This window comes from Gilliamella sp. B3801 (genome assembly GCF_026536645.1).
In the GTDB taxonomy this organism is placed as follows: Bacteria; Pseudomonadota; Gammaproteobacteria; order Enterobacterales; family Orbaceae; genus Gilliamella; species Gilliamella apicola_I.
On sequence record NZ_JAFNNR010000002.1, the window covers coordinates 47,148 to 72,774 of the forward strand.

Below are 25,627 nucleotides of genomic sequence, written 5' to 3' on the forward strand. Positions count from 1 at the left end.
AAATTGTTTAATATATTTAAATTAAAAGCTAGCGATATGCTAGCTTTTTTTTTAAGTTAAGTTATCCTGTATTAAATTTCATTATTGTATTTTAAGAGATAAAGAATGCTACAAGAAAAAGTGTATTTTCCCAAAGAACTTAGTTGGCTTGCTTTTAATCAACGTGTTTTACAAGAAGCAGCAGACAAAAGTAATCCACTTATTGAGCGTGTTCGATTTTTAGGCATTTATTCCAGCAATCTCGATGAATTTTATAAAGTACAATACGCCAATTTGAAAAAATATGTATTAATTGAACAGGAACAAGGACAGTCCGCTACTTCTAACGCAAAGTTATTATTAAGGCAAGTTAATCAGAAAGTCATACAACTTGAACTCCAGTTTGATCAACTGTATAACGAATTATTACTTGAAATGGCAAGAAATCAAATTTTCTTAATTAATGAGAGACAACTTTCATCTTATCAGGAAGATTGGATAAAAAACTATTATAAACAGAATTTAAGACAATACATTACCCCAATATTACTGGATAGTCACACAGAACTGATCCAATTTTTAAAAGATGATCATGCTTATTTGGCCGTTGAAATTATCTGTGATGAAAAGATAAGTTATGCCCTGCTTGAGTTACCAACCGACAACGCACCTCGATTTGTACTTTTGCCGTCAGAAGTATCAACCAAAAATAAATCAATTATCTTTTTGGATAACATCCTTCGTTATTGTTTATCTGATATCTTCAAAGTCTTTTTTGATGCCACAGAACTGAATGCATATTCAATCAATATCAATCGAGATGCAGAATATGAATTAAATACAGAATTAGACAGTTTGTTAGAATTAATGTCTCAAGGATTGAAGCAGCGATTGACGGCACAACCTGTTCGTTTTACTTATCAAAAAGATATGCCTAAAGCATTATTTGAATTATTAATCAGCAAATTAAGATTAACTGAACAAGATGCCATGCCAGGTGGACGTTACCCTAATTTTAAAGATCTGGCTAATTTTCCAGATCTTGGTGGAAAAAACCTTTTAAATAAACGATTACCGAGTTTGGCTTATAATCGCTTTAAAAAGTTTAGAAATGCGTTTGCGACGATTAAAGATCGTGATGTACTTCTTTATTACCCTTACTACTCGTTTGGGCATGTATTAGAAATTATGCGACAAGCTTCATTTGATCCTGCTGTAACCCATATCCGTATGAATATCTATCGGGTAGCAAAAGACTCCCGATTTATCCATGCAGCAATTAATGCTGCTAATAACGGTAAAAAAGTCACCGTAGTGGTTGAACTTCAGGCTCGATTTGATGAGGAAGCAAATATTAAATGGGCAAAAAGACTACTTAGTAGTGGAATCAAAGTTATCTATTCACAACCCAAACTCAAAATTCATGCCAAACTATTTTTAATTGATCGTCGTGAAGAAAACAAGATTGTTCGATATGCACATATTGGATCGGGGAATTTCAACGAAAAAACTGCTCGTGTGTATACAGATTTTTCATTATTAACCGCCGATCCAGCCATTACAGACGAAGTAATAAAAGTGTTTAATTTTATTGAAAATCCATTCAAGCCAGTTTCATTCAATCATTTGCTTGTTTCCCCTCAAAATACGCGTTTGCGTTTTCATGAATTTATTGAAAGAGAAATTCAAAATGCCAAAGCAGGAAAACCTTCAGGCATCTATTTAAAGCTTAATGCGATCACTGATAAAGAGATGATAGACCAGTTATACCGTGCATCATGCGAAGGTGTAAAAATTAGAATGATTGTTCGAGGAACCTGTGTTTTAGAACCTCAAATTCCCAATTTGAGTGAAAATATATATGTAACTAGTATCGTCGATCAATATTTAGAGCACGCACGGGTATATATATTTGAAAATGATGGTAAAAAAGATACTTTCATCTCCTCTGCTGACTGGATGCCACGTAATTTGGATAACCGCATAGAAGTAGGTGTGAAGATATTTGATCCTATCTTAAAATCAACTATTCATGATATTTTTAATATCCAATGTAATGATAATGTCAAAGCACGAATTATTGATAAAGAGAACATGAATAATTATGTTCAACGCGGTAATAAGAAAAAAATTCGAGCACAGCATGCTATTTATGATTATTTAAAACAATTAGAAGCCAAACAATAAGGATATCTAAACGTGAAGAAATCTAATGAATATGCGGTTATCGATCTCGGTTCTAACAGTTTTCATATGATTATTGCACGAATCATTAATGGTGCAACACAGATAATTTATAAAAATAAAAAGAATATACATTTGGCGACTGGATTAGATGAAAATAATCAATTAAGTGACTCGAGTATTAAACGGGGAATAGAGTGTCTTGAACTGTTTGCTGAACGTTTAAATGGATTTCCTCCGGAAAATGTGAGAATTGTTGCAACTTACACACTTCGTGTTGCATCAAACAGGCATAAGTTTTTGAAGGCTGCAGCTAAAATATTACCTTACCCTATAGAAATTATTTCAGGTCAAGAAGAAGCCCGTTTAGTCTATTTAGGTACTATGACCGCCGAACCCACTTCATCAATTGATACTAAATTTGTTATTGATATTGGCGGTGGATCAACTGAAATTGCGATTGGCAAAGGCAATGACCTTAAACCTATTATTGTCGCTAGTCGTCCAATGGGCTGCGTAACCTTTAATAAACGTTTTTTTCCACAACAAAAGATTGATGAAGAGTCATTTCAACGAGCAAAACTTGCAGCCGAGCAACAAATTGAAACCATGATTAGTACTATCAAAAAACAGAATATTACGGTTGCTTTTGGTACATCAGGAACCATTAAATCTATTCATCATATTCTATTAGATCTTGGTGTGAGTGACGGTATTATTACCCCGAAGAGATTAGATGATTTAGTTAGTTATGTATTAGACTTTGAAACATTTGATGATATTACCTACCCTTCACTATCCGATGAGCGTAAACAGGTTTTTGTGAGTGGACTGGCAATATTTTGTGGTGTATTTAATGCATTGGGATTAAGTTCGTTGCAGTATAGTTCTAATGCTTTACGTGAAGGGGTTTTGTATGAATTAATCGGTGGCCCTAATTATCGAGACATACGTCAAACAACCGCCGAATCTTTATCTAAACACTACAATATCGATCAGCGTCATGCTATGCAAGTTGTCAAAACAGCAAAATACTTTTTTTTACAATGGAAAGAGCAAGCACAAATCGATATTCCTATTTGTGTGGAATCCATTTTATATTGGGCAGCACTTTTACATGAGGTAGGATTAAAAATTAATTTTTCGTCTGTGCATAAACATTCAAGTTACATTTTGCAAAACAGCAATTTGCCGGGATTTAACGAAGAACAACAACTGTTGTTATCGACACTCGTTCGTTATCATCGAAAATCAATTAATATTGAAGCATTTCCTTATTTTAGCCTTTTTGAATTTAAACATATTATTTCATTATTACAAATACTCAGGCTCTCCATTCTGATCAATAATCAACGCTCTACAGAGATTAATTTGAATGCATTTCGATTAAAATTAGTTAAAGACAAATTGACCAAAATGACATTCGAAATTGACACTAATTTTGTGGAAAGTAATAAATTGATTTTATTAGATTTAGAGCAGGAACAAAAATATTGGCAGGCCATTAATGATTGGAGTTTATCGATTATGTTGTTATGAGATTATCATAATTAGAGGATAAAAAAACCGCCAATTTCTGACGGTTTTTTTGTTGAATAGTGTTTAAGATACGTTATTTCTTAACCTAATTCCAACATTTTCCACCACAAAAGACCAACGGTAAACACAATGGTTAAGTTAACAACGCTACAGATAAATCCTACTTTCCACCATGTTTTGACTGGAACAAAACCTTCAGCAAATAACAACGGATTTCGAGCATTGGCAAATTGGGTAATGGAACCAAAATAGTTGGTACAAATAACTAATGCAAATATCGCAATCATTGGTGGAACATGAAGTGCCACTGCTACAGATAAGAATACTGGAAATAGCGCCGCAATATGCGCATTGCCACTAGCAAAGAAATAGTGTAAATAAACATAGGCAACACACAAAATAATGATAACAAATACCCAGCTACTATCACCTAAATGCCCCTTTACTGCACTACCGATAGTATCGCCTAGCCATTTTGTAACACCTAGCTTATTGACTTGTCCTGCTATCATTAATAAAGCCGCAAACCAAATTAAGGTATCCCATGCCGCTTTTTCACCTTTCACATCATCCCAGCTTAGTACACCAGTTAAGATTAAAATCGTTAAACCAATAAAAGCAGTCGTTGTTGCATCAATACCTAAATAGTCTTTACCGAAAATCCAAAGACCTAATAATAAAATTACCGTCCCACCCATAATAATTTCTTTAGCGGTAATTGGTCCCATTTTTTTCAATTCTTCAACGGCTAATCTTGGCGCATCAGGTGTCTTTTTAAGCTCTGGATTGGTTAAGAAATAAATGACTAATGGAATCACAATAAAAGAAACCAAACAAGGTACGATAGCTGCAATAAACCACTGTCCCCATCCCAATGTCACGCCTAATGTTTCTGTGACTAATTTAGTGGCTAATAAATTACCGGTAAATGCAGTCAAAAACATTGCTGAGGTAATATCATTGATATGACTAATGGTTAACATTAAAAAAGTGCCAATTCGATTTCTTGATTCATCCTTCGGATTAGAATTAAAGTTAATCGATAACGCTTCAGCGATTGGATAAATCACACCACCAGCACGAGCTGTCGTACTTGGAATGGCAGGCGCCAATGCCACATCTGTTACAGATAAACCATAAGCTAAGCCTAAAGTGTTTTTACCTAAAATTTTTACTAAATAATAAGCAATACGTTTGCTTAAACCAGTTTTAATAAATCCTCGCGCAATCATAAAAGCAACAACGATCAACCAAATTAAGCTACTATTTAATTCACTTAATGATATCTTGATAGACTCAGTTGCATTAGCTGCACCAGATGGTCTTAAAATAGCAAAAACCGTAATGGCTAATAAGCCAATTGCGCCAATTGGCATAATTTCTGCAACAATACAGGCAATCGTTGCCACAAAAATAATGCTTGTTCGCCAACCTTCTGTACTTATTCCTTGTGGAGGCGAAACAAATAGCCATAATATTGCTGAAATAGCAGCAATAATTATGAGCGGTAACCATTTTACTGGTGTTTTTTTCACTGCGTTCATAATAATTTCCTTCTTTAATGTAAAAACGTAATTAATTCACTTAAAACAATAAAAGTTTAGCAATTTCATTGTCATTGGTTCTTAATGCAGATTTATTTCATAGTGTTTATCAATTAGATCAAAATTAAAATTTTTCGGATTGATCAGTGTCATCGTTTTATTTTTTAGTAAAAAAATGGCTGAAATATCTGGATGTTTTTTTAAATATTCACCACTGGCATTTACGCCTAATCCATAAAAAATCGTTGAATAAATATCGCCTTCAAGAGAAGTATTTGAAATAACGGTAACGCTTTCAATTTCATTATCAAGAGGATAGCCAGTTAAAGGATTGAAAATATGATGATAAAGCCGATTATTTTGCACAAAATAACGTTCATAAATGCCCGAAGTAACGACTGATTTATTTTTAACTTTTATTATACCTGCTAACTCATCAGATAAAGAAAAGGGTTTTCTTAACCCTATACACCAACAACCTGACTTTTCTATTGGGGAGGCTCCTAACGTTAGTACATTTCCACCTAAATTTATGATGCCATGGTGAATATGATGTTCAAGTAACAGATTTTGAATGACATCGGCGATATAACCTTTTGCGATAGCACCAAGATCTATCTCCATTCCTGCTTTTTTTAAAAAAACAGAATGGGTTGTATCATTTAATTCTATATCAAATGGATCGGTTAATAATAGTTGTTGTTTGATATGATGATCGGCAGGAATACTATCTCCTTTAAAGCCTATTTTCCAAAGTTTGACGACAGGGCCGATAGCCATATTAAAACAACTTGAGGGATTCACGCTCAGTTGCCAAGCCTGTTTAATAAGTGAAAATACAGGTAAGCTTACCTCAACAGGATGTTTGCCTGCTGCAAGATTGATTGACATAACCTCCGAAAGTGGGCGGTTAACAGTCAATTTATCTTCAAGCAATTTAATGGTAGCAAAAGCAAGTTTTGCGACGGTTTCATTTTGCTCTAATAGCGTCAATGTTACCGTCATCCCCATCAATGTTTGAGAATAGTCGTAGGTAGAACTTACCATTTTTAGCAAAGTTCAATTAACTATTAATGTAATCTGTGGCTTTTTTACCTGCTTGTATACCAAAAATAATGATATCAGCAACAGCATTACCACCAATGCGATTTGCTCCATGCACACCACCAACAACCTCACCAGCCGCAAAAACACCTTTAATCACATGTTTATCATTGTCTAATACTTGTGTTTCAGTGTTTATCGTTACACCTCCCATTGTATGGTGAACACCCGGTGCAATTTTAATTGCATAAAATGGTGCGGTGTTAATTGGATGACGCATTCCCGTCGTTCGACCAAAATCCTCATCTTGTTTGTTAATTACAAACTCATTATAACGTTCAATCGTTTTTGACAGATTATTAGCATCAATAGAAAGTTTGTTAGCTAATTCAGTAATTGAATCGGCTTGAACAACGAGATCATTAGAAACATACTCTTCAACGGCTTTGTTTTCGTCACGAACTTGTTGATCGAATAAAATATAGGAATAGTGTTCAGGTAATTTGATAATATCCGCTGAAACTTTATCTCGGGTATCTAATTCATTAACAAAACGTTTACCTTCTTGAGAAACAAGAATAGCGCCACCGCCACGTATAGATTCTGAGATCAAATATGAGGTAGTTTGTTCAACAGTTGGATGGATTTGAATTTCGCCCATATCAACAGTGCCAGCCCCAAGTTTTTCTAAGATCATGATACCAGAACCTGTCGCCCCTTTATGGTTGGTTGTCACAAAACCTTTTAAGTCAGGACGATATTTTTCAACCATTTCACGGTTAGCACTAAATCCGCCCGTTGCAATCACCACCGCTTTCGCTTTAATGATATAATTTGTGCCGTCTTCTTCAACGACTTTAACGCCAACAACTTTATGATTTTCGGTAACGATTTCAGTCACATTGGTATCTAACATGACTTCAATACCACGTTTATTAAGATTTTTTACCAATCCACTAATCAAAAATCCGCCAACAGCTGCACCACTTGCTGGTCGATGTGTACGGTCGATACTCATTCCACCTGTTGTCGTAATACCACTTAGTTCAATACCGTTTTCATCTAACCAATCAATCGCATCGGGGGCATTTTCAACAAAGTAACGAAGTAATTCCGGATTATTTTTATTTTTACCACCAGCCAAAGTTTCTTTATAGAATAGATCCTTACTGTCAACAATGCCTTTAAGTTTTTGGAATTTAGTTTCAGCTGCATTCATACCAGCAGACGCTTTATTGGTATTTCCGCCAATAACAGGCATTTTTTCAACGACAACAACGCTAGCCCCTAAATCATGAGCTCGTATTGCAGAAGCCAGCCCTGCTCCCCCGCTTCCCACAACAACAATATCGTAAGATTTATCATTTGGATCACCACCTTCAGCAATAATGGCTTCTTTATTCGATTGTGTCATGGCCTTAGTAACGGCTTTTTTGAATGCTTCACACTGTGATGTAGCCCCAGAAATTGCATCCACATGTGGACTGTTTGAATTAATAATTCGTTGTTTAATTTCTGCAAAATTATCTAAAACTTGGTTATCAAACTTATTGGCATTCACAAGTTGCATATCTTTAATGAAATCTTTGCCTAATTCGACATTAATAAGAAATTCATAAGATTCATCATTAACTTTTTCTTGATATTGACCAGGTTTGAATTTCTTATTATTTAGACTTGCATCACGAATTAATGCTTCAACTAATGAAAAACGCCATAAAGGTTCAGGGATATTCAATTCTTCACGTTTGTCACTACTGATAGTCAGCTCCAGTTGTTCACCTTTTTCAATACGGCTAATCCAGTCTGGATAAGCGATGCATGCTCGACCAACAGCGACCAAATCGTAACCATTATCAATCGCCGTTTCTACATCAATTTGATTAACCACATTACCTACACCTACTACCGGAATTTTAGCTAATGTCGCAGATCGCATTGCCACATATTTATTGATTAACGGGGTTGGATCTTGGGTATCTACAATTGAAGGTCTTAAAATCGCGCCCATTGAAAAATGGATATAATCCAGACCTTTGTCTGCTAACTTTTCAAGTAGATACATGGAGTCATCAAAACGAATACCCGGTACTTCCAGTTCTTCCGGAGAAAAACGATAACCAACAATAAATTCTGGCGTTGCAAACTGTTTAACCATTTTATGTGTGATATCTAAGATTGCTAAAGGGAATTGCAAGCGATTATCACGGCTTCCACCCCATTTATCGGTTCGTTGATTTGAATTTGGAGAATAAAATTGTTGGATTAAATAAGTGTTAGCACCGTGGATTTCAACACCATCGAAACCGGCTTCAATAGCACGACGTACCGCTTGACCAAATTTTTCGATCATGTCGTCGACTTCGTCTGCCGTTAATGCGATCGGTGTTGCTGCGCCTACTCTAGGGGCTGCGATAGCACTTGGTCCAACAGGAGATTGTCCACCAATGAGTTTTGGCTCAACCATTCGACCACCGTGATAAACTTGAATGACTGCTTTCGATCCCTTTTCTTTAATTGCTTTCGCAATTTTAGCTAATCCTTCAATTTTATCATCGTTATCTAAACCTATTGCACCAGGAAACGCTAATCCTTTATTATCGACAAACCCGCACTCAACGATGATTGTTCCAATTTCACCTGCTCGGTCTCGATAATACTCGATTAAATCATGCGTAACTGAACCGTCATAAAATCCGGAACAGGTCGTCATTGGCGCCATCATTATTCTATTTTTTAATTCAACGCCATTGGGTAAAGTGAAGGGTTTAAAAATATTTTCTTTTTTCATTATTATATACCTAATTATTTTATTCAGATTTATTAACTGTTGTTAATAATAGCATTACTTATAATCATTCTCCACTTCGAAACAGACTATTAATGTACTGATGTATTATTTTTTAGACAAAAATTTTTATATATTTTTTAAAGTATTATGTGCTATTTGTTTATCTAAACAAATAACATTGTAGCTTAAGTAAGCAAAGCAGTTTTCAAGATAGTCATATTACAACGATAAAATCTAAAAAAAAACACTGCAACTATTTCATTTAGTTACATATTTATCATTATAATTGGCTTGAAGTTTGAATAGATTAAGCTAGAATGCATGCAAGTTTGTCCAAGAGAACCTAAGAATGATTAGAGTGAAAAAAGAAAAATTATTATCCAAAATTAAGTATCACTCTTTTTTAATTCAATTTATTGATCCTCCTTTATGGAGGATTTTTTTTATCAAAAATTTACCCCTCTTTCCTCAGAATTTTTTTAAGTGCTCATCACAGGAGATATTATGAAATCTTTAACGCCGTTTTACGATCCCACTATCAGTTACGAAGATAATTATGCAAACGGTCCTTTTGGGCTTTTTACACAATTAAGTCACGTTGAAAATGTCGCAACCCAAACCAGTCAATTTCTCAATCTTGATGTTAATTTACCATTTGGAATGCCTGCCGGTCCCCTCCTAAATGCCAATTATATTAAAGCTGCGTTTGCGTATGGATTTGACTTATGCGTCTATAAAACTGTAAGAACAAGATTTCACAAATGTCATCCATTGCCGAATGTGCTATCTGTTCATCCTAACGGTAAATTATCCAGTAATCTTGATACTGTCTTAGCAGATACAAATTATACTCAACCGCTATCAATTACCAATTCGTTTGGTGTTCCTTCTCTTGCTCCCGATGTTTGGCAACCTGATATGGCTGATGCGGTAAAAGCCGCTGGTCAAGGTCAATATGTTATTGGTAGCTTTCAAGGAACACAAGGACATGGCGAAATTGAAAAAGATTATGCGTTAGCCGCTAAATTAGTAAGAGAAACTAATGCCCCAATTCTTGAAGCAAACTTGAGTTGCCCAAATGAAGGAGCGAGTAAATTACTCTGTTTTGATGTTGATAAAGTAGAACGCATTGTAAATGAAATTAAAAATGCAGTTCCCGATCGTCCACTTATATTGAAACTAGCCTATTTTCCGGATGATGAAAAAATTATTTCATTACTTACTAAAGTCGGATCGATAATTGATGGATTAAGTGCTATTAATACCTTATCAGCTAAACCTGTTAACGCAAATGGTCAGCCAGCTTTAGGAGAAAATAGAAAGGAAGGTGGAATTTGTGGCGATGCCATACGTTGGGCTGGATTAGATATGGTGAGTCGCCTTAATAAATATCGTCAACAAATGGATTTAAAATTTACCATTATAGGTGTTGGTGGAGTTAGCAACAGTGAACATTATCATCAATTCATTAAAAACGGTGCTGATGCTGTGATGAGTGCGACAGGAGCCATGTGGAATCCGTTACTTGCTATAGAGATTAAGAAAAGTCTGAACTAGATTATTAGCAATATTTATAATTGTTACAGGGTAACTTACCCTGTAATTACGTTTCTTTTCTCTTTAAATTTTCTTTTTTCTAAAATAATAAAAGCCAATAACAATATGCGCTAAAAAAACGATTACTAAAATAATGCGCACATGCAAGGAATGAATAAAAAATAAATGGGATTAACAATGCGATAAAAACCATAGCTAGCATTTTAAACAAACTTTTTTTAGATGCTTTTTTCTCAATAAGCATCTTTTGTATATAAGTTTGATAATAATGACTTTGAGTAAAACAGCGATAAAGACGATCTGAACTATTAAGCCACAAATATGCGGTTAACAAATAGAATGGTACTGTTGGCAAAAGTGGCACGAAAATGCCTACTGTTCCCAGCAAAAATGAAACACTACCTATAATAATAAATAACCATTTTTTTAACATAACTAAGTATACTTATAGATAATTATTAAAATTTTTGATTGCGAATAACAAAGCATGAATTCAATATTCCAAGAAACTTAATCATTACGCCTAAAGTTAGGATAAATTATTCATTGTGTGACAACTTAAGTATATAACAGAGTTTTAAAAGAAAAAAACGTTATGAAACACGATTTTTTCATATTGATTAAATTACATTTTTCTTTGCATTTATGTTAAATGTGTTATATAAAAACAATTACATATTTAGGTAATTTTAGTTTTGGATCAGTTTTAATATGGAAAAAAAGGAAAAGTTAACTATACTTCTTTGTTCTCCTGATTGTTCGACAAAATTTTTAACAGAAGGATCGGTTTTTATAAAACCAATAGATAGTTATTGGAATGATTTTGGATACCAATTAGCGACAGAAATAGGTATTCGATTAAATGATAATTCAATTGAATGGTTTGATTCAAAATTTGCTTTCAAAGATCAAGATAATACTTATAAGTATGTTTCTACAATTCTAAAAAAAGAGAAATTTGTAAATCTTTTTTCGATAGATTTAGCTTTTGCTCATTTATTCACAAATCAAAAATCTTATAGCGCCATCAGCCGATTAATTGGTTTTGAAAGAGCAATAAACATTCTGGAAGAAATAAATGATATTTGTTTATATGTGGATAAACCTTCTAGAATACCAAAGTGGGATGATTTTTATAAAACCGATGTGTATAGTAGAGCTATGCTTAGAACGAGTGAGGCGTATTTTGCTTATCGGCATGGATATTCTATTATACAAGGTAAAGTCATTGAAAATGCCGACTCTAAACAAACCTTCAACATTACGTTTAAAAATTTAGATTCTCTTCAACTCGAATTTAAATTTACCAATCAGAATAAATTACGGGGTCGCATTGCGACCATAATAGGGCAAAATGGATGTGGAAAAACAACGATACTGACAGAACTCGTTAAAGCGCTTGCTGATAGACAATCAAAACATATCTCAATTGTTCCACAACTTGACTTTAACCAAGTTATTTTGTTTGCTCATCATGCAACACTTAATTCAATTGACAAAGAACTTATCAATAATCCTAGTGTTTCTATTTCACAGCTAGATCCTAATATTCAGAACGACAGGGTTTTTAATGAAAAAACAGACAACCATTTATTGGTAGATGTGTTAAGAAACAATAGAATATCCGAATTATGTAATATCATTTCCCAAGAATTTTATGATTTAACAATAAAAGTTCCGCTTTTAGTGGATCATTCGGCTAACCTAGATCAACACCACGAAATCGCAATAAAAAACTTTGCCCGATACAATGGTGAACAACGTTGGCTTGATAGGATAGCGACGATTGACCGAGAAAAAAATCTCGTTATATATAAAAATGACGAAAAATATCATCCAAGTTTAGGACAATCAACATTTATCCGTTTCATTTTAAACGTTTTTGCCAATGTCGGACCGGCATCAGTACTGCTTATTGATGAACCAGAAACTTTTTTACATCCTAACCTTATTTCTCAATTTATGAGAATTCTTAATAATGTATTAGAGACCACAAAATCCATCGCTATAATCGCTACTCATTCTCCTTACATTGTCAGAGAAGTACAAAGTGCACAAGTTCATATTATTGAAAAGGACGAAGTAGATTTCAAAATTAAGCAGCCGCGAATGCAAACATTAGGCGCTAATGTGACCAGCATCTCAAATGAAATCTTTGGCGATGATCTGTTAATCCATCTATACAATGAATTAGTTGATAACATTAAAGATGATTTAACCTTCGATGAAATTCTCGATAAGTATATTGGAGAAATAAGTCCAGATGCCCTCTTACAGCTAAGGAATAATATGGAATATTAATATGAGAAAATTAAATTTTCCACAATATAATAGCGCAGAAATTATTGATAGCTGTCAATTAGATGAACTTTGTCAAAAAAATCGAAAAGGAAAACATATTCGGTTTATTTCATCTTATATCGATATTATTAAAAAATCTTACGAACATTATGATAAGCATAATGGTAACCCTTGGTTTATTAATTCATTGTCAGAAGAAATAATACCTTCATTATCGGCATTTAAACAACACATGAATCTTTTATATGATAACCCGCCACAAGCACTTAAATTCATTAAATCGCTGAGAGAAAGTATTCAAGGTGCATGCCCAATGTGTGGGAGACATGGCAATGGAACAATCGATCATTATTTACCTAAATCAATCTTTCCAGAATACTCTTTTTTTTCCAAGAACCTGATACCTGCTTGTGATAGATGCAATAAGGAACGATCATTAAAAATAAAAGGAGATATATTACATGAAAGGCCTATTCACCCTTATTTTGATAAATTTATTGAAAAAAGAATCATGTCATCTCACTTTAAACCAGACTGGCGAGCACCGTTAATTACTCCTATAGCCATAGATGTAAAAGATGAAGAAAAAATTATAGTTGAATGGCACATCAAGAATATTGTCATCCCTTCAGGAATCAAGAATCATTTCTCTTATTTATGGACAAAATTATGTGAATCACCAAAGATATATATAAAAAACGCAATTAATTTAGAAGACATCATAAAAAAATTATATGAAATCCAATTAATTTACGAGAATAATGGCGGAACACCCAATAATTGGGATGCCTGTTTTTATCATGGATTACAAAATAACGAAGAAGCACTCAATTATTTGATTAAAATTCAAAAAGGCGAATTATAAATAAATAACTATTGATTTTATATAGAGGATTGGAACAAAAACATTATGGAAAAACTGATTAAATTGGCGGAACGGACGGGGCTCGAACCCGCGACCCCCTGCGTGACAGGCAGGTATTCTAACCAACTGAACTACCGCTCCGCTTTTTAGACTACTTCAAGGCATCACTGCTGAAGTAGGCGTGATATTAAAGATTATTTTCGATGGCGTCAATAGATATTTTAAAATATGCAATCAATTGAATAGAAAACAATCATTTACTGGCGCGCCATAATGCTCCGCCACTTTTTTTATCAATTTTTGATAAAACAGTTTCATGTTCTGAAAGTTCATATTCTGATGCTTTTATGACTTTTAAAGGGGTCGATCCTCGCTCTATTCTTTGAAGGGTATTGCTGTTTTCACCATTAGCTAGACTATGTTCATCCATATTAAAGGATAATGTCGTTTGTCCCCCCGTCATAGCTAAATATACTTCAGCTAAAATCTCAGCATCCAGTAAAGCGCCATGAAGTGTACGATGAGAATTATCAATTTGGTAGCGTTCACAAAGCACATCTAAATTATTACGTTTGCCTGGGAACAGGCGTCTTGCCATTGCTAAAGTATCGGTAACAATACAGTGATCAGCAGTTTTATAATCTAAACCACAAAGACGAAACTCATAATCCATAAACCCAACATCAAACGATGCATTATGGATAATTAATTCAGCACCATCAATAAACTTAATAAAATCATGGGCAATATTTTTGAATATGGGTTTATCTTTAACAGCTTCATTGCTTATACCATGAACTTTAAACGCTTCTTCATCAATTAAGCGTTCTGGATTAATATAGACATGAAAATGATTGCCTGTTAAACGGCGATTGATGATTTCAACAGCACCAATTTCAATAATCTTATGTCCTTCATAATGATTATTTCCATCTTGATTCATACCTGTTGTTTCTGTATCGAGTACAATTTGGCGAGTAGAATGAGTTATCACGTTATTCTCTTTATATCAAACATTGGGAAAACTACGAATTAGTGATATAGTTTACCATTAAATACTATTAATGTTGATACCTACCCGCTATTGGAAGCAGAATCTTCAGATTTGCTTACCATTTTTAAATTGTGTTACATTTTGGGAATTATCAACCTAGTTTGCCGAAAAGTTTGCAAAAATGTTAAAACAAATCAGAATATACACAGATGGTTCTTGTCTTGGAAACCCTGGGCCTGGCGGATATGCTGCCATTTTAAGATATAAGCACAATGAAAAAATATTAGCAGAAGGATATTTTAATACAACTAATAATCGAATGGAGTTATTAGCTGCAATTGTCGCTTTAGAAAAATTAAAAGAGCCTTGTCAAATTGATCTCTATTCTGATAGCCAATATTTGAAAAATGGCATTTCAAAATGGATTTATACCTGGAAAAAAAATGGATGGAAAACCGCAAATAACAAATCTGTCAAAAATGTTGATTTATGGATGCGGCTTGATAAAGCGGTACAAACACATAAAATCGATTGGATTTGGGTTAAAGGCCATGCAGGGCATCCTGAAAATGAACAATGTGATATCATAGCCAAATCTAAAGCTGAGTCCCCTACTTTAGTGGATACTTTTTTTGAAGAATCAAATTCAGCGTAATAAGTTTTAAACCCTATTATTTCACATGAGACCAACCCATTATAGTTATCAAATGTCACTTAATAGCATGGATTTCATTTATGTATAAATTACACATAATCCCCGTTTTAAAAGACAATTATGTCTGGTTATTAGAAAATAATGCTAAACAAGTTATTATCATTGATCCAGGGGCAGCCGAACCTGTTTATAACTATCTACATCTACATAATTTAACACCCCTTGCAATTTTGCTTACTCATCACCATATAGATCACATTGGCGGTGTGCTAAAACTACAAAATGATTTTAATTCTATTGAGGTATATGGGCCCAAAGAGATTCCTTTACCTATTCAATATGTAGAAAATAGGGATAAATTAATTATTGCCGATTTTAAATTTGAGATAATTCCTGTACCAGGTCATACATTGGGTCATTTGGCTTACTATTGTCAGCCTTATCTTTTTTGTGGCGATACGCTGTTATCGGCTGGTTGTGGACGTGTATTTGAAGGTACTTATCAGCAAATGCTAAATTCACTTAACAAATTAGCCCAATTACCTGATGATACCCTTGTCTGTGCTGGTCATGAATATACTAAATCTAATCTCGATTTTGCACTCAATATGTTACCAAATGATATTAAAATTAGTGCCTATTATGATTTAATTTCCGATAAATCAATTACTTTACCATCTACTTTAAGAAATGAAAAACAAATTAATGTTTTTCTACGATGTAAAGAAAAAAACATACAAAATAAATTAAATTTTAACAATGAGTTAGATTTATTTGTTTTTTTTAGAAGCCAAAAGGATATTTTTTAGGTATAATATACGGTTTTAATAAATGTTTAATATTTTAAGGTAATGAAAAAGTTATTTATATTCACAGCATTATGTTCGTTTTTGGTTGCATGCCAAAACCATCAATCTCAATATAATAGTAGTGTCTATCCAACACATAACTCAGAATCAATCGTTACCAGTGGACTTTTAAAAAGTAGTGGAATTAATAATAAATTAATTACTCAAAATCCTTGGCATTATATGATAAGCCAACTGAATGTGAAAGTCCCTGAAAATAATCGTATTAAAGAAGAAAGAGCGCTTTTATTACGCAACCCTAAAGCTTTTGAAACTACAGCGCTTCGTTCTGAGCCTTATGTATATTACATAATGGATCAACTACGTCAAAATAATTTACCGGTAGAATTAGCTTTAATTCCACTGATTGAAAGTGCCTACGATCCGTTAGCAACATCGGCTGGTAAAGCTGCCGGTTTATGGCAGATTGTACCCATAACGGCCAGAGAATACGGTCTCAATAAAAGTCACTCATTTGATCCAAGACGTGATTTAATTGCATCAACAAATTCAGCGATAACGCTGTTAAAAGATCTGAATGGTCGTTTTAAAGGGGATTGGTTATTAACTCTTGCTGCTTATAATGCTGGCGAAGGTCGCATTAGAAAAGCAATTGCACAAAATAAAGCAAATGGTTTACCAACAAATTATTGGGCGCTGGATTTACCAACTGAAACCCGACACTATGTACCAAAGATTTTAGCCATTATTGATATTGTAAAAAATAGTGAACGTTACGGTATTAAATTACCCGATTGTAACTATGAAAACTCATTAGTTAGAATTGATATGTCTAAAAATATTTCATTAGCTAAAATTGCTCAATATACCGGGATACCAATTAACGACTTAAAAAGTTTTAATGCAGGCTATTTACAACAAACTGTAAGTGGACCATTTCATTTACTGGTTCCGTATTCTTATGCGGAAGATTTACATAAAAAGCTACAAGCACAAAATCTTGTTTCAGCCGAAATCACAGAACTTTTACAAGATGTGCCTCATAACACTATGCCTTTGGAAGTCAAAACAGTAGCAATCAAGTCCGAAGTGTCAAGTGGAATAAATAATAAGAATAAAACGCTTCATACTAAATCCAATAAACAGATCACTTATCAAGTTAAAGCAGGTGATGATTTAGTAACTATAGCTAAAAATTATCGTGTTAAAATTACAGATATTTTAACTTGGAATAATTTGACCGATCAGGATATCAAAGAAGGTGATGTATTAACCATTAATCTTGCAAATCCAATCTAAATTTGACCAATAAAGGATTATGATCAGATGCCGAAGTACTAATTATTTTTGCTGTATCTAATTGTAATCCTCGATAAAATACAAAATCTAATGGTCTTCCCATAAATGTTTTTCGAATATCAATTGAAAAATTCACCGGTTTGAGGTCGATTGTACTTACTAAATGATATAAAAGATTTAACCGCTGTTGACTCCAAGCATTGAAATCACCCGCTAAGATCACCGGTCCATTATGCTCCTTGATTCGATTTAATAGCATATGCATTTGTTGCCGATAACTTTTCACACCAATACTAAAGTTAACGGCATGAATGTTCGCAACCAGCAATTGTTGAGTTGAGTTATAAATAGGATATATCGTGATTAAAGCGGATTTTGGAACGCGAATAAGGGGTTCTTTTTCTCTAAATGAATAGATAGAGATAGGTAATGTATCTGTAATTGTCATCACACCAGCATAAATATTATTGAAGCAGTAAGCGGGCACATGGTCTGCTATCTTATTTTGTTGGGTAATAAAGTTCAATAATTGTGGTGTGGTTTGCGCTTCTTGTAATAATATCAATTTAGTTTCATCTGCATAATGTTCTAAAATTTGAATACAGTCGGCTCTTTTTTGTTTAAAAATATTCCAAACCATAATTGTAAAAGTAGTTTTATCAATTAATGGTTTATTTACTATCAATTGACTATTGGGCAAAATAATTTCTACTTCATTATTTGCCCGATATCGTAATGTATAATCTCGATGTTTAAACATATTAACTATTTATTTTGTTGAGCTAAATATTCATCAAACGATACTTTATCATTTTCTTCTAATCTTTTCTGTTTCTCAAGTGAAATATAGCGCTGTTGAACAAAATCATTATCGGTTAACACGGCTAAAGGTTCTGACAATAACTGTTTTTTATATTGACTTGCTAAAGCTAAACCAAATTTAGCTGTTCCCAAATCACTTATCGCCTGTAATGTTCTTGCTGATAAAGTTAATTCTGGATAATCAAACATAACATCAAGTCGCTCACAAACCTTACGGTAGTGCTGTTTTTCATCATGATGATCTAAAACATCAGCAACACGTAGTAAATCCTTAAATAATTGATGACCTACTTTGGCCATTGGTTCATGATAACTTCCACACCCCATTGTTATTTCAATCCCCGGTTTCCGACCTTCTAAAATAACTCGATTCCAGTTTAATTTTGCGCACTCTAGCTCTTGACTGCTCATTTCAGGTGCCGGTGCTAATGCACACCAAATTAAAAATAAATCGATAAATCGAATCTGTTCTTCTGTAATACCGATTGGTGAAAATGGATTAACATCTAAAGCTCTTACTTCGATATACTCAATTCCACCACGTAGCAATGCATCTGAAGGTGATTCCCCTGCCCTAGGAACACGTTTAGGACGAATCGGCGCATAAAACTCATTTTCAATTTGTAAGACTTTATCATTTAATTGACGATACTGACCATCAACTTTAATGCCTAAGCGACTAAATTCGGGAGATTGTGTTTTAGTTGCGCGTTTTAATCCCTCGACATAAGTATTCAAATGATTAAAAGTGATACCCAATTGCTTTTGAGCATTATTGGTATAACCAATATCGCTAAGCCTTAAAGATGTGGCATAAGGTAAATAACAGTTGCCGTTAGTTTGTTCAATGAATGCTTTCGCTTTTTCGGGATCTTGGATAAATGAAGAGCACATTGATGGTGATGCACCAAAAAGATACGGGATTACCCAACCAAAGCGATAATAGTTACGAATTAAAGTGAAATAGCCTTCTGAAATAACATCTTTACCCTCTTCAGTATTTTTTATCCCGTCTCTTGCTTGCCAAAATGCTGTCGGTAAAGAAAAATTATAATGGACACCTGAAATAGTTTGCATCATTGCACCATAACGGTTTTTTAATCCCTCACGATACAGTGTTTTTAAACGCCCTTCGTTTGAAGAACCATATTGCGCTAAAATAATATCGTCTTCTTTCGCAACAAAACACGGCATACTGAGTGGCCACATCATTTCATCACCAATATTAATACTGGCATAACGATGTAAATCTCGCAAAAACGTGAGCATATAATCAATGTTCGTATTGACCGGTGTTATAAATTCAAGCATCGACTCAGCAAAATCAGTTGTGATCCAAGGGTGAGTTAAGGCTGAACCAATTTTATTGGGAAAAGGCGTTTTAGATAAAGAACCATCGGGTAAAATTCGTAAGGTCTCTCGTTCCAGTCCACGTTGAATACCTTGTAAGATAGTATAATGTTTTTCTAACCAATTAAGTGCTTTAGAAACATCAGGTATCATAATCTTTATTTATCCTAAATTGAGTTTTATATATTCAATATTATCATAATTTACAAGCTTCTATTGGTAATTTTGGCTTTTCACTCATGCTTTATCAGATTAGAACTGATTTCAAAGATGAAAACACTCAATAATACTATTTATTATTGATAGTTAGGTCATGAATCGACATTTAATAATCTTGTCTATTTCATGGATAGGAATGGGTAATCATCCGCATTCCTTTTAATGTAAAACAATTAGATATCATCAATTTCACAAAGTGTTAACTCTGTTGTTGTGCTTTTTGATTGGCAATATAGCTTTCATCAACTTGTATTATACTATTAGTTTGATGATCGATTTGATAGGTTTTACCAAATCCAATAACCAGTCTGCCTTGCATTGGTGAAATTTTAAATAAGTTAAAGTCTTTCATTTCTGACAACATATAAACCATTTTACTGACTCGCAAAGCAAATTGCTCAATAATAGCATTAAACAATTCGGAATCTTTTTCAATCATGTTAGCAGTGGCTTGAAAACTTAAACGTTTACGAGCATAAATGTTCTTCGTTTTAGATTCATCTTCAATAATAAAAGCTGAGATATGGGCATTAGCTTTGATATTCTGACTATGTGGGGCTAAATCAGAAATAAGTATATAGTAATCCATACCATCAAAAAAATAAGGTGAATAACTTGTTTCGACATCGCCATTTGAATTAATGGTCGACAATATGACCGATAAAACGGACTCATGAAGGCTATTTATTGTATTTTGAACTATCTCAATGTTGGACTCAGCCATAAAAATCTCCTTTAACTTTTTAATTTATTTTTTATTAATTAGTTCGATAGATTAAAGTTTAATCGTTCTTTGATCAATCAGTTAATCAATTGAATATAGAGTCATAACTTTAATCATTGTTATTGGGTGCACTGTGTAGCCCTATTGTTTTATAGGCATTACTCAATTAGCATTATGTTGTTAACTATTTGTAAAGGCGATTAATCATACCCTATCCATCTTTTCTTTCCAATAAAACTAATACTTCCATATGCGCTGTATGAGGAAACATATCAAATAATTGAACTTTCTTAAGTTGGTAATCCGATAATAAGCGTATATCTTCAACTAATGATGATAAATTGCAGCTAGAATATAAAATATAATGAGGTTTAACTTGAGCTAAGAATTGCATTAATGTTTCACCTCCCCCTCTTCTGGGTGGATTGAGTAATACTAAGTCAGGTATATTCTGTTGTCCAATGCTATACCGGGTTGCATCTAATGATTTAAAGGTAAGATGAGTAAAACCCATTTCATGTGCTGAGCGGGAAGCACACTCTATTGCATCTTGGCTAATTTCTATTCCCGTCAATTCTATATTCTTGTTATTTGAAGAATTGACTAAATGTAAACCAAATCCGCCTACCCCACAAAACAGATCCCAAATGGAGCTTATTTTTAAATTATTTACCCAATCACTTGCTGTTTGATAAAGATTCTTAGCAATATTGGTATTGGTTTGAAAAAAGCTTTTAGCTTTAATATAAAGGGAAATGTGATTCAATGTAAAATTCAAATAACTATTTTGGGTAAGAACAATTTCTTCTTCACCTTCTAAAATAGCTGAATGATTAGGTTGAATATTTATTGAAACAACCTGTAAATTTTCAATTTTGTTTTGAAGCTGTTGAAGTGAATTTCTGATTTTCTCAACAAACTTGTGTGATCTCATCACAAATCGAATCATAAAACCATTTGTTTCTTCGGTGGTACTTTCTGTAATGATGACAAACTTCAATTCCCCTTTTCGCTTATTAATATTATAAGGAACTAAACCTTGTTTACGGATGTACGTTCGTACTATTTTAAGAATATTTTGCATACTGGTGGTATAAAGCGGACAATCGCAAAGATCAATAGCTTCATTACCATTTACCATACCCAATATCGGTTTTTCAACAGTGCCAAGTACGGCCATTTTTGCCTTATTACGAAAAGCTACTTCTGAGCTAGCAACGGGCGGCTTAACCTCTTTAGGGTTAAACTCCGTTATTTTTTCTGATAAATTACTCTGTTTTTCTTGAAGTTGGGTGGCGTAAGAATAATTGATCCAGTTACATGATAAACATTTTTTTTGCTGATAATAGCGACACTGCATTATAGTCATAACCTCGTTTTATAATAAGTTATTATATAATTAAATTGTTTCAAAGATTAGTTATTTTAAGCCAAACCACAAAAGACAGCCTGATATTGACTTTTTGAAAATAAAAATTAATTATTTATCAAAAAGATATTTAATTATTTCATTACCAAGGTTTGACGTCATAGCGCTATATGATAGGATATAGCCATTAACATTACAGGAACAATTTAATGTCTATTAAGTTAAAAACGCCAACAGAAATCGAAAAAATGCGTATCGCTGGCAAACTTGCTGCCGATGTATTAGAAATGATCGAACCCTATGTCAAGCCCGGTATAACGACAGGTGAACTGGATAAAATTTGCTATGAATATATTGTCAATGTTCAAAAAGCTATCCCTGCAAATATCGGCTATAGCGGTTATCAACATACAAGCTGTATTTCAATCAATGATGTTGTTTGTCATGGTATCCCAAGTTTTGATAAAAAAATAAAAGATGGTGACATACTTAACATTGATGTCACTGTTATCAAAGACGGTTATCACGGTGACACATCAAGAATGTATATTGCAGGAAAACCAACCGTTGCTGGCGAAAAGTTGTGTGAAGTGGCACAAAATAGCTTGTATGAAGCGATAAAAATTATTCAGCCAGGTATTCGATTAAGAGAAATCGGTAAAACAATTCAAAAATATGTAGAAAAATTTGGTTTTTCATCTGTTAGGGAGTATTGTGGCCATGGAATCGGTGAAGTTTATCATGATGAACCGCAAGTGCTACATTATGATGCTGATGACGGTGGAGTTATTTTAAAACCGGGTATGACATTCACTATAGAACCTATGGTAAACACAGGTGATTGGCGTACTCGAACAATGAAAGATGGTTGGACCGTAAAAACTAAAGATCATGGACTTTCTGCTCAATATGAACACACTATTTTAGTGACAGATAATGGTGTTGAAGTATTAACGCTACGCAGTAATGAAAACTTCCCTCGAGTAATCGAACACTAAAACTGATGATTCAACAATAAATTTATTGTTGAATCATGATTATCTTCTCTAATTCATCTTAATAAAGTAATGTATAAAGTTTACGACGATAAGAAGCCGCTAACGGATTACTTGTGCCTAACGCTGCTAAAAGGTCAAGTAAGGTTTTCTTAACTTGTCCATCACCTGCATTAAGATCTTGAGTAAGAGGCTTAAATAGTAATTCAAGTGCTTCTTCTTGCCGTCCTACTTGCATTAATTGCGATGATAATTGGATCATCAACTCTACATTATCCGGGTGTTTTTCTAATTCAGCTTGTAATAATTGCAATTCGGGAGAATTTGCAGCTTGTTCCAATAACTCAATTTCAGCTTGTAAACCATGATAGGTAGTATCCTGATCTTGCAATGGAACAGAAGCTAAAACATCTTTTGCTTCCGCTAGCTGCTTTAATGCTATCTGTGCTTTGGCTAACATGAATGCAATATCGGATCTTGGTTTACCTAAATGATCCTTTAAATTCTTCCATGCTTGTCTTAATAATGGCAAAGCTTCTTCGTATTTTTCTTCATTAAATAGATTTTGTGCTTCAATTAACTTAAGTTCATCTTCATTAGGCAACACTTTAGTAAGTAATTCACGAATTTTTTCTTCTGGTTGAGGCCCTTGAAAACCATCGAGAGGTTGGCCATTTTGGAATAAATAAACGGTCGGAATGGCACGTAACCCAAATTGAGCAGCCAACATCTGTTGCTCATCACAATTGACACTCGCTAAAATAAATTGACCATGATATTCATCAGCTAATTTAGTCAATGTTTGTGTCATTTCTTCATAATTTGGGCTTCTTGGTGACCAAAAGTAAAATAACACAAGCTGTTTAGTTGATTTTTCTAAAATTTCTTGAATATTTTGTTCATTAACATCAAAAATAAAAGGGTTTTGCATATTATGTCCTATGAATATTGAGATTCATTATTTATTGAGTAAAATTCTATCCATTAATCTATCCGGAAGCAAACGTTTGCCAATCGCCGCTAACTGGGTTACTTTTGTTACCCTGTAACGTATTTTAGGTTTGCGATGTTCAAGGGCATGATATAAACATGGCAAAACGGCCTCGGGCGGTAAGGTAAATCGTTTAGCTATTGGTGGATTTTCAATCCGATGTGTTTTTTCTGTTTGATTGACATTTTTTGAAAAAGCTGTTGTTAATGGACCGGGTTCAATCAAACACACTTTAATATTTGTATTGGCTAATTCAAGTCTTAATACATCCGACCAGGCTTCTAAAGCATACTTACTGGCTGAATAAGCACCTCGTCCCGGTGTTGCAATAATACCAACGATTGAACTGGTTTGTATGATTCGTCCTTCATTATGTTCAATCATGGCGGGTAAGAGCAGTTGAGTTAATTGATGAACACCAAAAAAATTAGTTGCAAATTGAGATTCTAACTGCTCACGACTGATTGTATTTAATCGACCATATACACCAAATCCAGCATTATTAAATAAACCATATAACTTGTTATTGGATAATGCTAATACTTCCTTAGCAGCTTGAGTGACAGATTCAGGATTATTGAGATCAAGAATCACTGCTTCAAATCCTTGCTCAATAAGTTTTTTTTGATCCTCGTCTTTACGGCAAGAAGTAATAACACGATATCCTCGTTGTTTGAGTGCAACAGCCGAAATCAGCCCTATTCCACTTGAACAGCCCGTTATAAATATTGTGCGCAATTCTCTTCTCCCAGATAGTTGTATGTTGTCAAGTTAGCCTATAGCAATTATGATATCACATCTTAATTTAAGTTACTTAACGTTAGTCATGAGGATCGTATGAGAATCGCTATCATTGCCGCAATGGAAGAAGAAGTTGCGATATTAAAAAGTAAAATTACCCATTATAGAGTGGAACGCCATCTAAATTGCGATTTTCATCTTGGAAAAATAGCTAATTGTGAAATTGTACTTCTTCAATCAGGCATTGGAAAAGTCGCAGCAGCATCAGGAACCACCCTATTATTAAACAATTATCAAGTTGATGCGGTTATCAATACTGGCTCAGCAGGTGGACTTTCAACGGCATTAAACATTGGCGATATCGTGGTATCGAAAAATGTATTTTATCATGATGTGGATTTAACTGCGTTTGGTTATCAACCAGGTCAAATGTCAGGATGCCCGATTGCATTTGAGGCAAGTGAAACTTACCAAACATTAGCCAAAGAGTGTATTAAAAAACAAGGGGTCAACGCTATTGAAGGATCGATCGGTAGTGGTGATGCATTTATCAATGGAAAAACCAATCTGGAACGAATTAAGCAAACATTTCCCAATGCTATCGCTGTTGAGATGGAAGCGGCTGCTATTGGTCATGTTTGTTGGTTATATCAGATACCTTTTGTGGTGGTTAGAGCAATTTCGGATAATGGTGATAGTGAATCAGCCGTTGATTTCCAATCTTTCTTAAAATTGGCTGCAACACAATCTTCATTGATTGTCGAATCAATGCTAACTGAACTTGCTTAATTGTTGTCAAATTTAGACATTGATAATTGAAAAACATGTCATATTAAATGAGCAGATCATATCTGC

General features: G+C 33.9%; 21 protein-coding genes and 1 tRNA gene. 10 read left to right on the forward strand and 12 right to left on the reverse strand.

Translation table 11 applies throughout. The features are described from left to right. The first annotated feature begins 105 nt into the window (after window positions 1–105). Both ppk1 and J3U14_RS01625 read left to right on the forward strand, forming a co-directional pair. Entirely contained in the window at window positions 106–2,166 is a 2,061-nt protein-coding gene (gene ppk1 / locus J3U14_RS01620; protein ID WP_267350947.1) for a polyphosphate kinase 1, read from the forward strand. A gap of 66 nt (window positions 2,167–2,232) precedes the next feature. Beyond that, window positions 2,233–3,702: an exopolyphosphatase gene (locus tag J3U14_RS01625; protein ID WP_411598954.1), complete on the forward strand. Its 1,470-nt coding sequence runs from the start codon at window positions 2,233–2,235 to the stop codon at window positions 3,700–3,702. Between the two features lie 80 nt (window positions 3,703–3,782). Here J3U14_RS01625 and J3U14_RS01630 read toward each other — a convergent pair whose 3' ends face one another. The 3 genes from J3U14_RS01630 to J3U14_RS01640 all read right to left on the reverse strand — a co-directional run bounded on the left by J3U14_RS01630 (window position 3,783) and on the right by J3U14_RS01640 (window position 9,081). Continuing rightward, window positions 3,783–5,246 carry a DASS family sodium-coupled anion symporter gene (locus J3U14_RS01630; RefSeq protein WP_267350943.1) on the reverse strand — a complete coding sequence of 488 codons (1,464 nt, stop codon included), beginning with the start codon at window positions 5,244–5,246 and terminating at the stop codon, window positions 3,783–3,785. Between the two features lie 81 nt (window positions 5,247–5,327). After that, window positions 5,328–6,293: an FAD:protein FMN transferase gene (locus tag J3U14_RS01635; protein WP_267350941.1), complete on the reverse strand. Its 966-nt coding sequence runs from the start codon at window positions 6,291–6,293 to the stop codon at window positions 5,328–5,330. Between the two features lie 16 nt (window positions 6,294–6,309). Next, window positions 6,310–9,081 (reverse strand): flavocytochrome c, encoded by a 2,772-nt coding sequence (locus J3U14_RS01640; protein ID WP_267350939.1) that lies wholly within the window; start codon window positions 9,079–9,081, stop codon window positions 6,310–6,312. A gap of 504 nt (window positions 9,082–9,585) precedes the next feature. Between J3U14_RS01640 and J3U14_RS01645 the strand changes: the two genes are divergently transcribed. Continuing rightward, complete coding sequence (locus tag J3U14_RS01645) at window positions 9,586–10,638, forward strand: hypothetical protein (protein WP_267350938.1); 1,053 nt, start codon at window positions 9,586–9,588, stop codon at window positions 10,636–10,638. A gap of 79 nt (window positions 10,639–10,717) precedes the next feature. Here J3U14_RS01645 and J3U14_RS11680 read toward each other — a convergent pair whose 3' ends face one another. Then, entirely contained in the window at window positions 10,718–11,071 is a 354-nt protein-coding gene (locus tag J3U14_RS11680) for a YbaN family protein (RefSeq protein WP_416380140.1), read from the reverse strand. Window positions 11,072–11,349: 278 nt separating this feature from the next. On the opposite strand from J3U14_RS11680, the gene J3U14_RS01650 reads away from it, so the two are divergent. Together J3U14_RS01650 and J3U14_RS01655 are read left to right on the forward strand one after the other, a co-directional pair. After that, window positions 11,350–12,939: an ATP-dependent nuclease gene (locus J3U14_RS01650; protein ID WP_267350937.1), complete on the forward strand. Its 1,590-nt coding sequence runs from the start codon at window positions 11,350–11,352 to the stop codon at window positions 12,937–12,939. A 1-nt stretch (window position 12,940) separates the two neighbouring features. Further along, window positions 12,941–13,804 carry an HNH endonuclease gene (locus tag J3U14_RS01655; protein WP_267350936.1) on the forward strand — a complete coding sequence of 288 codons (864 nt, stop codon included), beginning with the start codon at window positions 12,941–12,943 and terminating at the stop codon, window positions 13,802–13,804. A 64-nt stretch (window positions 13,805–13,868) separates the two neighbouring features. Here J3U14_RS01655 and J3U14_RS01660 read toward each other — a convergent pair. Together J3U14_RS01660 and dnaQ are read right to left on the reverse strand one after the other, a co-directional pair. Further along, window positions 13,869–13,945: transfer RNA gene (locus J3U14_RS01660), tRNA-Asp, on the reverse strand. A 112-nt stretch (window positions 13,946–14,057) separates the two neighbouring features. Continuing rightward, window positions 14,058–14,798, reverse strand: coding sequence for a DNA polymerase III subunit epsilon (gene dnaQ / locus J3U14_RS01665; protein ID WP_267350934.1), 741 nt, complete (start codon window positions 14,796–14,798; stop codon window positions 14,058–14,060). A 181-nt stretch (window positions 14,799–14,979) separates the two neighbouring features. Here dnaQ and rnhA point away from each other — a divergent pair, with 181 nt between their 5' ends. From rnhA to J3U14_RS01680, 3 genes are all read left to right on the forward strand, one after another. Continuing rightward, window positions 14,980–15,453 (forward strand): ribonuclease HI, encoded by a 474-nt coding sequence (gene rnhA, locus J3U14_RS01670; protein ID WP_267350932.1) that lies wholly within the window; start codon window positions 14,980–14,982, stop codon window positions 15,451–15,453. A gap of 80 nt (window positions 15,454–15,533) precedes the next feature. Beyond that, the gene (gloB, locus tag J3U14_RS01675; RefSeq protein WP_267350930.1) at window positions 15,534–16,262 is read left to right on the forward strand and encodes a hydroxyacylglutathione hydrolase; all 729 of its coding nucleotides are present in this window, start codon (window positions 15,534–15,536) and stop codon (window positions 16,260–16,262) included. 42 nt (window positions 16,263–16,304) lie between these two features. Then, the gene (locus J3U14_RS01680; protein ID WP_267350928.1) at window positions 16,305–17,561 is read left to right on the forward strand and encodes a transglycosylase SLT domain-containing protein; all 1,257 of its coding nucleotides are present in this window, start codon (window positions 16,305–16,307) and stop codon (window positions 17,559–17,561) included. On the opposite strand, the gene J3U14_RS01685 is transcribed toward J3U14_RS01680, so the two are convergent. From J3U14_RS01685 to rlmC, 4 genes are all read right to left on the reverse strand, one after another. Next, entirely contained in the window at window positions 17,539–18,321 is a 783-nt protein-coding gene (locus J3U14_RS01685; protein ID WP_267350926.1) for an endonuclease/exonuclease/phosphatase family protein, read from the reverse strand. The genes J3U14_RS01680 and J3U14_RS01685 overlap by 23 nt on opposite strands. A gap of 5 nt (window positions 18,322–18,326) precedes the next feature. Continuing rightward, window positions 18,327–19,886: a glutamate--cysteine ligase gene (gene gshA / locus J3U14_RS01690; RefSeq protein ID WP_267350924.1), complete on the reverse strand. Its 1,560-nt coding sequence runs from the start codon at window positions 19,884–19,886 to the stop codon at window positions 18,327–18,329. 265 nt (window positions 19,887–20,151) lie between these two features. Next, window positions 20,152–20,676 carry a HugZ family protein gene (locus J3U14_RS01695; protein ID WP_267350922.1) on the reverse strand — a complete coding sequence of 175 codons (525 nt, stop codon included), beginning with the start codon at window positions 20,674–20,676 and terminating at the stop codon, window positions 20,152–20,154. A gap of 211 nt (window positions 20,677–20,887) precedes the next feature. After that, window positions 20,888–22,036, reverse strand: a complete 1,149-nt coding sequence (gene rlmC, locus J3U14_RS01700; RefSeq protein WP_267350920.1) for a 23S rRNA (uracil(747)-C(5))-methyltransferase RlmC — start codon at window positions 22,034–22,036, stop codon at window positions 20,888–20,890. 218 nt (window positions 22,037–22,254) lie between these two features. On the opposite strand from rlmC, the gene map reads away from it, so the two are divergent. Next, complete coding sequence (gene map, locus J3U14_RS01705; protein WP_267350918.1) at window positions 22,255–23,043, forward strand: type I methionyl aminopeptidase; 789 nt, start codon at window positions 22,255–22,257, stop codon at window positions 23,041–23,043. 58 nt (window positions 23,044–23,101) lie between these two features. Here the strand turns inward: map and J3U14_RS01710 are convergent, their stop codons facing one another. Together J3U14_RS01710 and J3U14_RS01715 are read right to left on the reverse strand one after the other, a co-directional pair. Then, on the reverse strand, window positions 23,102–23,971 hold the full coding sequence (locus J3U14_RS01710) for a thioredoxin family protein (protein WP_267350917.1): 870 nt from the start codon (window positions 23,969–23,971) through the stop codon (window positions 23,102–23,104). A gap of 27 nt (window positions 23,972–23,998) precedes the next feature. Further along, a complete protein-coding gene (locus tag J3U14_RS01715) occupies window positions 23,999–24,769 on the reverse strand; it encodes an SDR family oxidoreductase (protein WP_324101151.1) in 771 nt (256 codons plus the stop codon). A 99-nt stretch (window positions 24,770–24,868) separates the two neighbouring features. Between J3U14_RS01715 and J3U14_RS01720 the strand changes: the two genes are divergently transcribed. Beyond that, a complete protein-coding gene (locus J3U14_RS01720) occupies window positions 24,869–25,561 on the forward strand; it encodes a 5'-methylthioadenosine/adenosylhomocysteine nucleosidase (protein WP_267350916.1) in 693 nt (230 codons plus the stop codon). The last annotated feature ends 66 nt before the right edge of the window (window positions 25,562–25,627 follow it).